A 7183-nucleotide genomic window follows, 5' to 3' on the forward strand; every position below is an offset into this window, starting at 1 on the left:
AGCGCCTGGAGCCCGGCCGGGAGGCTCGCAGGCAGGCTGGTCAGCTGGTTGCGGTCGGCGTAGAGCCGCTGGAGCCCGGCCGAGAGGCGCTCGGGCAGGCTGGTCAGCCGGTTGCCATTGGCATAGAGCCACTGGAGCCCGGCCGGGAGCTGCTCGGGCAGGCTGGTCAGCTGGTTGTGGTTGGCGTCAAGCCGCCGGAGCCCGGCCGGGAGGCTCGCGGGCAGGCTGGTCAAATCGTTGTTGTTGACGTTGAGCACCTGGAGCTCGGCCGGGAGGGCGGGCAAACTCGTCAGGAACAGAGGTGACAGGTCCAGTAGGGCATCGACATCGCCGGCCTCAACCCAGGCCCTGGTTCGTGTCACCGCCTCTTGCCGCTGCTCGTTGTCCCCCTGTCCCGCTTCAGCAGCCCAGGCGTCCAGGATTTGGTCCAGCGATGCTTCCGGCACGGCCGCGGTGTCGAGGTTCGTCGGATCGCCGACGGAGGACACCGATGCCCCGGTTACTGCTTCGACCCAGTGTGCCACGGGCGGCGTGATATCATCTTGTTGGCAAGTAGCGCTCGGGTGGGCCTGTCCTGGGTTCACCAATGCCGTCTCTCCAGAGCCAAATCAACGGAACACCCCATGCTAATGCCGCCGACGGTTCTTCGCCATGTCAAATCCATATCCGATCATGCACCCGGGACATGGTCAGAAAGGCCTGCTGTCGGTCGAATTGAGAAACTGACTCCCCCTGTTGCCTCACCGAAGAATGTTACCTAACGATGTAGCGGGTTGAAGAAGCGGGGAGATCGCCATCCAGTCGCCATTGATGATTTCAACGGCTGTCTCTTTACGCCAGGCTTTCACCGCTATTTGCACCGTCCGCAGACTTTTGTTCGTGAACCGTGTTTGATCGAGGTTCATCAACCGCTGCAGCACGAGGGCCGCCGAGAGCGTCGGCTCGGCCTCCAACCATGCCCGAATCTGAGCCTCATAAGGCTCAAGCATGCTCGGTCTCTTCGGATAAGGCTTTGTCCGCCGATAAGGCCTTTTATGGGTGGGTCGCACCTCACCGCCCTGCCAAGCCGTCTTCAGATTTGCGGTGAAGCGCTGCAGATCGATGACGACCGGTTCCTGTGGCGTTGCTTGCACTCCACGACGATCGACGCGTCTTCCCAAATCTTCCTGTGCCGAACGGATGCCGGTGAACAGCATCACCGGGTCCGCCGTTGCGAGCATCGCACGCAACAGCTCCTTGTCGACCTCCGGCACCTCGGGATGGGCCAATACACGCTCGACCAGCGGCGCTGGCGGATGATAGCGCTTGATCACACGCGCGCCGATACGGGTCTTCTCTCGCAGCTTGAACGAGGGCTGGAAGAGATTGCCGTGCAGCCGCACTGCGTCGTAGAGACAAACAAGCGCCGCCGTGGCTTCCGCACCCATGACCCTGCCATAGCCGACCAGGCGACGAACGATGGCACCGTTCTTCTGCTCGACCCATGCCTGATCATTCTTCCGATAAGCACGGGAACGCGTCACTTCCAATCCTTGACTTCTGCACCAGGAGACCACGAGTTCATTCATGAAGGCGCTGTCATTGTCAAAGTCCACGCCTTGAAGCGGAAAGGGGAACAACGACCTTGCCCGCTTGATAGCAGCGATGACAAGACCACTTTCTCGCGTCCGCCCCGGCACGCACTCGGTCCAGCCTGTGGCGATATCGGTCAAGACCATCGTTTGCACAAAGCTGCCGGACGAAGAGGTGCCGGTGATGGGCAACGAAGTCGACCTCGACATATCCGGGCGCCGGATCGTTCCAGTCGCCGAAGGTGCGCACCGGAACCGACCGACGCACCGCAGAACTCAGTCCGGCGCGACGGCGCTGCCCGCCGCGAGCTACAGCACGCACTTCCGAAAGCAAGCGATCCATCGTCGCTGCGCTGATCGTCAGCAGCTTGTCGCGAAGTTCGCCATCCAGATCGAGCCGGCCATGCCGCTCAAGAGCCGGCAGCAAAATGGGAATCAGCGGTTTCAGCCGTTTCGAGCAAAGGCGATCGGACGCCTCCCACAATGCCACCAGCGCCTCCAGAACTTCGGCGCCATAAAGCACCGGATATTGTCTGGCGGGCGAGGGACCGGAAGCGCGAGGTCGCAATACCCGGATCGCATGTTTGCGAGGATAGCCGGTAACCGCGACGAACTCGTCCAAAATCCGTTGTTTGTCGGCCCGGCAGCTCGATCGACATCGCTCGACAATTGCTTCAATCAATTCCAACCGTGTCGCCATGCTACCCCGCCCCGCCATCCAGCCTCCGAATGAGGATGACAACAACGGCTTCATCCCCTCGGGACGGCGACCCTATTGGTAACAATCAACGTGAGGCAATGCGGGGTCAAATCCTCACTTCGCTTGACAGTGAGGTCCAGGCCGCCAGTGGCCACCGGTGCTTTTAGCATGGCATAACGTACTGCCGAGAGGTTCATAGACAAGGCAATCCTTCGGACCGTCAGACGAGGTCCGGGAACACCCGTCGCTCCAAACCGGTGATCGAGGACCCGTGAAACGGTCGTGCGCAGTTGATTCGGCAAGGATCCTGACCATGTCTCACGAGCATGATGGCATATGGATTTGGCATGGGTAGGAACGCTCGGCCGGCTGTAGGATAGGACATCTTTGATCTGGCTACAGGAAAGACGGCAATGAGAAATCCAGGACAGGCTTCCGACGACGACGACGATCCCGCCCCGGAGCCGACGCAGTGGTTCGAAGACTTGACCGGGGCACAGGGCACGGAAGCGTGGATGCAGCACTACTACTTGCTGCAGCAACAGCAGGAAGCGGGGCAACCAGCCGAGCCACAGCAAGCAGCAGCCGAAAGTCCGCGGCGTCGTGTCTCTGATGAAGACGTGAGGCTCATCGACACGGCGGCTGTGGCGGCTCGCGGGAGGCTGGGCAAGGATACCATCAAAGCCTATCGTAGCACCCTCCGTTCGTTGTCTAAGGCGCTCCAGCCTCTCGGGCTGAGCCTTGCTAGCCTTGATGGCGATTCGCTGCGCCAATATGCTACAACGCTTTTCCCGCGCGCCATCGGGGGATTGGGTATGCTTGAGAGGCACCGTCAGGAGCTTCGGAAGAGAAGTTCGCGCGCTGGGGAAGGCAGCTCGTGGCCGCCAGTGGATCAAGCCGCGTCCTCACCGGTGAAAAGTGTCGATCAAGACGAGATTTGGGCTGCGGCGGATGCGGCTGATCAACCCGCCCCGTCGCCGCAAAGCTTCAACTCGGCGGAGTTTTGGGCAGGAGTGGATCAGGCCGGCCAGTTGCCCGCCGACAGTTTCGATACAGCGAACTTTTGGCAGGGGATGCCTTCACCCTATTCGCCGGCAGAAAGTGTAAATCAGCCAAGCCCGCCAACGTGGGATCAAGGCCTCGGGGCATCGATCTTCGGCTCGACATATCACCAGCCAGCTTCCTTCGATTTCGGAGAGTACGTCCCCCCGAATTGGGACGACGGCTTTCGGGCGCCGATAGAAATGTTGCGCCAACTGCACTACCATGGTCTACTCCCGAGCCAATCCCAGCAAATGATAACGATCTACATCAGAGGGGAGCGGTGCACGGCCATGTTGGGCCCAGAAGGACGAAGCCAAATTCTTCTCTACCGGCAGTAAGAAAACGATGACTGAGCAGTGGATCGTCAACCTCGATAGGCGATGAGGAAGGTTCGTCGGACCGGCTTCAGGAGCAGGTATCAAAGCAATCCGAGCTCCTGAGGTACGTCGAAGGTCGGGCGCAAGAGCCTGACGAAAGAAGCGCTTCGCCCCCGATAGGTCACGGTTTCGCTGAGGAAGAAAGCCACCGTGTCGCCGACGCTGTCGATGGCGTGATAGAGATACGTCCATCGTCCGCGGACCTTGCCGTAGATCTCATCCATATGCCACTTGCCAGTGACGGATCGCTTGCGCCGGTTGAACCGCTCCAGCAGTTGCGGCGAAAAGTGCACGACCCACCGACGCACGGTGGAATGATCGACGCTCACGCACGTTCGGCCATCATCTCCTCCGGGTCGCGAAGGCTGAGAGTGCCGTCATGCCTGCATCAGCTTACCGAATAGTTTGCGACAAAACCCCGATGATCGTCACGGAATTTGCATGCAAACTCACCTCCATCAAGGTCATCGCTCCATACGCGGCATAACCTATCGACATACCCCATATCTCATATGCATTGGACAGACCGATTGACTTCACTGCTACTCGGGAACTGAGCCATCTTCTCAAATCTCGCCGCAACTAGATCACCAGATCAGTCATGGCGTAGTTTGGCGCACGGCTCTCAGCTTGCGCATCAGGAGGTTGACGTGCAGACCAAAGAACGGAGGAGTGCAACTGGATTCGCGGGAAGCTAGCTGTACCGCCGCCTTAACGAGCGTTTTCCGACGTTCACGCAAACGCCGTTACGAGGGCGACAGACGTGAAGGCCGATCAGCCCGGTCACGGATGCACCGCTCTTCTCTGGTCGAGCAGACAAAGGCGGAGGTCAATTGGGCGTCGGCCGTTGTGGGCCAGGCCCAGGCAAACCAAGTAGTCAGACACCACGGATGCTATCAACAGCGAGGTTCAAAGAGTGGATCGGATGACCCCACCAACGGTACGGGCGGCGGGATGGGTTCTTAGGGAAGGCCGAGATCAGGACCGTACTCGAGGCGTCCGCAAACGGCGTCTTCGCATTCGCGACTATCTGCTGATCCTGATGAAGCCTCGTCACGGCTTGCGCGTCAGCAAGGCGATTGCGCTGCGTCGTGAGCAAGTGGACATGGGAGAGGATCTGGATTCCCCAATTGAAGAGAGGCCTGTCGGTCGAGCAGTGTGTGTAGCGCGCAACAAGCTACGCGCCATCTGCCGCCGGCCAGCGATACGCGAGGATTACGTGCCCTGGCATTCGTCATCGAATGCGTTGCGTCCTTCACCCGGCAGGCCGCGAGCTATCTGTCAGCCCGGGGCCGCAACGCGCGCCGGTATGGTGCCGCTTCATCACCACATGTTTTGTCGTTCCTACGGCTTCTCCCTGATCATGCGCGGGCATGACCTTCCCTCTCTACATCCAATACACCCCCATCGCCGCAGGACGCTCCGAAGACCTTTAGGGAGCTTGATCGCGGAATTCTACAACCCTGCTGCTACCGTCGCGATCGATTGAGCTGCGACACGGATCACCGAAGAAACAGGAAATGGCTGTCATGACCCCAGAGGACGGTGACTTCAGTCCGGAAACGTGGGCTTTCCTGGAGGCCCTGACGAGCCTCACTCCGCCGACCGCCGACCCGGTGGACATGGAAAGCACGATCGGATTAGTCAGCCATCCAGGCAACGTTCCAGCGACGGAGGAGGGCGTGGCTGGCGGAACGTATCCGCAGGTCCACGAACATCTGCAGCCCCACCTGCCCTCGGACTCGCTTGAGGCGCAACTGATGCCACCCTGGGGGTCTGTTTCGCCGCCGGAACCTGTTGCCGGGACGAGCGACAGCACTCCAGGGTTTCCTGCCGTAGACAGGGGAGCGACCGCGAGAGAAGACGACTACACGCAGGCCTTTGGCATCATTGTCGATGAGTTGCCTCATCCGCTGTGGGAGATGGCGCAGGCTTGGCTCGCCAAGGCGCAGAACTTTTCCGGAATGGCACAGCAGATAGTCGAGCAGTTCCGGCGCGACGGTTTCCTAAGGAGTCCGGACGAACACGATGCGCTTACTCGCGCCGGCAACCTTGTTCTGCCGACGGATGAGGGCGTGGCAGGCGGAACATATTCGCAGGCCCACGAGCATCTGCAGCCACACCTCCCCCCGGACGCGCTTGACGCGCAACTGATGCCACCGCAGGGACCTATTTCGCCGTCGGAACCCGTTGCCGGGCCAAGCGGCAGCACTCCTGCCGTGGACGGGGCAGCGACTGAGAGAGCGCAGGACTATTCCGGACAGGCCCGGCAGATGGTCGAGCTGTTCGGCCGAGACGGTTTCCCAGCGAGTCCGCACGAACACCATATGCTCGCTCACGCCGAGCGCCCCCAACTCTCTGCCAGCGCGGCACTGGAGGCCGATCCGGCGGTTCCGGCGCTGGAGAGCGCGCGACCTCTGGCACTAGGTGCAACCGAATGGCTTGGCGACGAGCATATCAAGGCAGACTACGAACGGCTTGCCAAGGAACTGCGACAGATCTACCCAAGATTTGCCGCCCAGACCCACTTTGTGCCGCCCGCGGTCGTCCAGATGCTGCGCTTTGCCTCGGCAGAAGATCTGAAGGAAGCACTGCCAGGCGTTTATGACACCGCGGCCGGGCAAAAAACACGGTTCCTGTTCCTGCCGGTGAATAATGGGCAGCCTGGTGAAGCTGAAGGAACGCACTGGTCGCTCCTGTTCATCGACCGGGGACATCCCCAAGGGCCGCAGGCCCTTCATTACGATTCGCTGAAGGACTCTGCGCAGCTCTCTATTGCAGGCCAGCTCGCTCGCCAATTGGGGGCAGCAGGGTACCGGGAGGGGCATGTAGCGCCGCAGCGCAACGGATATGACTGCGGTGTTGCGGTGTTGGCGGCTACGCGCGAACTGGTGACCAGGCTGACGAACAAGGAACCGCCAGAGAGCGCATCGCTGGATCTTCGAAACGTCGTAACCGATCGTGCGGCCCTGATGGCGCGGCACGGGGCAAAGCGCAGGGAAGTCCCTGAAACGTTTAGCGACTTGGCGAGTAAAGCCCTTGAGACAAGGTTTCGGCTCTCACGCGAGGAGTGCCAACGCGTTGTCAACTGCCCCGGTGGATTGCTCGCTTTGAAAGCCTTTGTGGACAACGCGGCGGCGCTGGCGAAGCTGGAGGTCGGCGCCCAGAACTTCAGCAAGGACGATGTACTGAAGATCCTGAAAAAGCGCGGTGCCGCGCGGGCGGTTGTGGCGCTGCTGGACAAAGCGGAGGCGCTGGCGAAGCTCGACTTCAGCGGCCAGAAGTTTAGCAAGGGCGATATCATCAAGGTCCTGAGCGGGCCGGGCACAGCCCTGGCGTTGGACACCCTGCTGGAGCACGCAGAGGCGCTGGCGAAGCTGGAGTTCGGGCGCCAGAAGCTCAGCATGGAGGATATCGTCAAGATCCTAGGCCATGATGGTGCCGCCCAGACGGTGAAGGCCCTGGTCAAGAACGCAGAGGCGCTGGCGAAG

The 7183-nt window shown here is 60.7% G+C and carries 4 protein-coding genes and 2 pseudogenes; 2 read left to right on the plus strand and 4 right to left on the minus strand.

The features are described 5' to 3' along the window. From DH10_RS04070 to DH10_RS36635, 3 genes and pseudogenes are all read right to left on the minus strand, one after another. Nucleotides 1-488, minus strand: a pseudogene (locus tag DH10_RS04070) (hypothetical protein); the annotation flags it as partial. 252 nt (nucleotides 489-740) lie between these two features. Next, nucleotides 741-1568: a hypothetical protein gene (locus tag DH10_RS36630; RefSeq protein WP_246811482.1), complete on the minus strand. Its 828-nt coding sequence runs from the start codon at nucleotides 1566-1568 to the stop codon at nucleotides 741-743. 16 nt (nucleotides 1569-1584) lie between these two features. Continuing rightward, nucleotides 1585-2271 carry a hypothetical protein gene (locus tag DH10_RS36635; RefSeq protein ID WP_246505995.1) on the minus strand — a complete coding sequence of 229 codons (687 nt, stop codon included), beginning with the start codon at nucleotides 2269-2271 and terminating at the stop codon, nucleotides 1585-1587. Between the two features lie 413 nt (nucleotides 2272-2684). On the opposite strand from DH10_RS36635, the gene DH10_RS04080 reads away from it, so the two are divergent. Continuing rightward, a complete protein-coding gene (locus DH10_RS04080) occupies nucleotides 2685-3653 on the plus strand; it encodes a hypothetical protein (protein ID WP_192246857.1) in 969 nt (322 codons plus the stop codon). Nucleotides 3654-3776: 123 nt separating this feature from the next. Here the strand turns inward: DH10_RS04080 and DH10_RS04085 are convergent. After that, a pseudogene (locus tag DH10_RS04085) lies at nucleotides 3777-4062 on the minus strand (IS6 family transposase); the annotation flags it as partial. 1150 nt (nucleotides 4063-5212) lie between these two features. On the opposite strand from DH10_RS04085, the gene DH10_RS04090 reads away from it, so the two are divergent. Beyond that, the coding region (locus DH10_RS04090) for a Ulp1 family isopeptidase (RefSeq protein WP_246811483.1) at nucleotides 5213-7183 on the plus strand (1971 nt) is incomplete at its 3' end.

Source organism: Mesorhizobium silamurunense, assembly GCF_014843825.1.
In the GTDB taxonomy this organism is placed as follows: Bacteria; Pseudomonadota; Alphaproteobacteria; order Rhizobiales; family Rhizobiaceae; genus Mesorhizobium; species Mesorhizobium silamurunense.